At 38.0% G+C, this 991-nt stretch carries 1 protein-coding gene; it reads left to right on the plus strand.

The annotated features are described in order from the left end of the window. The coding region (locus AC4GME_RS00725) for a GGDEF domain-containing protein (protein ID WP_490378891.1) at positions 1–888 on the plus strand (888 nt) is incomplete at its 5' end. Positions 889–991: the final 103 nt, after the last annotated feature.

A 991-nucleotide genomic window follows, 5' to 3' on the forward strand; every position in this document is an offset into this window, starting at 1 on the left:
GTTGAAAATGGTGAGATTTACGGCTTTATTGATTCGCTTCCTGTAATGGCTCGGAAAATCCAAGAATATTATCCTGAACTTAAAATTGCCGATAAATTTGAGCATAAATATGCGCTTTCACTAGCTGTTACAAATTCAAACCCGATATTACTTGGTATTTTTAATAAAGTTATTGCAACAATTTCAGTGCAGCAGCATCAAGAAATACTTAACCGCTGGTTACCACTCGTTTATGAAAAAGAGTCTGATTTAATCTGGTTCTGGTATCTTTCTGCGCTTGTTATTTTTATCTTTTCCATATTTATAATACGTTATGTTTATTTGCTAAAGGCCAATCAAAAACTAACTAATATGCAGGAAAAGCTCGAGCAGCTGTCTATGCGCGATACCTTAACAGGTTTGCCCAGCCGTTATTACTTTACTGAGTTACTTGATAAAGAGTGGGCGAGATCGAGACAATCGATGTTACCTCTATCTGTTGTGATTATAGATATTGATCATTTCAAGCACTTCAATGATCAATATGGGCGACTTGCAGGTGATAGCTGTCTAGTGGAGCTTGCCCGCCGGTTGCAGTTGTTGATTACTCGGCCTGCCGATTTAGTGGCGCGTTATGGTGGTGAAGAGTTTGCGTTGATTTTGCCTGAAACTGATGAAAATGGGGTGAATGTGATTGTTGCAGAGATCTTTAATCTTTTAAAGCAGTGGTCATTAACTCACAAAGGTTCTGTTTATTCAAACCAGTTAACCATTAGCGCAGGCTCTGCAACCTTGGTTTTTAATGAGCAATATAAAGCTGATGAGCTGATTCGTCGTGCTGATAATGCACTGTTTCAGGCACAACAAAAGGGTCATAACCAGTCGGTGCTTTATGGACATAATAATTAGGTTTTCTTCTCGTGACCTCGATTCACTTTAATCTTATAATACGCTTTTATTTTTTTAGAAGGCTTTTTAACTTATGCGTCCTAGTAATCGAACTCCAGAACAA

This window comes from Psychromonas sp. (assembly GCF_983033635.1).